The sequence below is a fragment of the Helicobacter sp. T3_23-1059 genome (genome assembly GCF_053654515.1).
In genome coordinates, this window is sequence record NZ_JBSIUV010000179.1 from 1 (window position 1) to 796 (window position 796).

At 33.7% G+C, this 796-nt stretch carries 1 protein-coding gene; it reads right to left on the reverse strand.

What is annotated here, in order from left to right:
- Positions 1-234: 234 nt before the first annotated feature.
- Complete coding sequence (locus tag ACWIX0_RS13925) at positions 235-672, reverse strand: LPD3 domain-containing protein (RefSeq protein ID WP_454174577.1); 438 nt, start codon at positions 670-672, stop codon at positions 235-237.
- Positions 673-796 lie beyond the last annotated feature (124 nt).

A 796-nucleotide genomic window follows, 5' to 3' on the forward strand; every position in this document is an offset into this window, starting at 1 on the left:
TGTGGCGTTGATTTGGTTTTGTAAATCTTGGATTTTGCCTTGTTTTTCTGTGATTTTTGCTTGCAATTCTTGGATTTTGTCCATTTTTTGTCCTTTGTGTTAGATTTGACTTTTTAGCTAAAAAGTTTTATAATACTTCCAGCTTTCTATCTTACCCGAATTGAAATTGTGGTGCTTCGGGCTTATGAGATAAAAAGTAAAAGACTAGGGATTTTGCGCCACTCATTATCTTGCCTAGTCTTTGTTTTTCACTAATTTTTCTAATTTCAAAGCATAAATTCTTTTTCCATTCTCTTTCCACTCTTTTAGTGTCAAAAGCGCGTTAGCCTCTTTTTTTGTATCGATTATCACGGGCGATAAAAAACGATATATCATCACATTTGGGTCATTATGTTTTATGTCAATAGACTTGCTTTGAAATTTTGCCCTCTTAAAAATATTTTCTAAATCCATCGCCACCGCAAAATGTTCTTTGTAACTAAAACCATTTGCCACGCTTTTTCTTACATTGCTAATAATTTCTTTTATGCCTGTGTTTGCAATGGTTGCTTTTATTTGTGTTTCATCGTTGATAAATTCCATCTCTTTTAGGTTTTTTAGCTTATCGTCAAGTTGCGATTTTAATGTCTTAAAATCCTTGTGTTGCGTGTTTATTGTGATAAATTCTGCCATTTGATTGCCTTTATCAAGTTTTTGATTTGAAATTGTAGCTAATTCTTGCGTGTCTTTTTGTAGCGACTTTATCGCCTCTTTTGGCTCATTTATCCACGCGCGAGAATCTAGCGCGTTTGCTCAT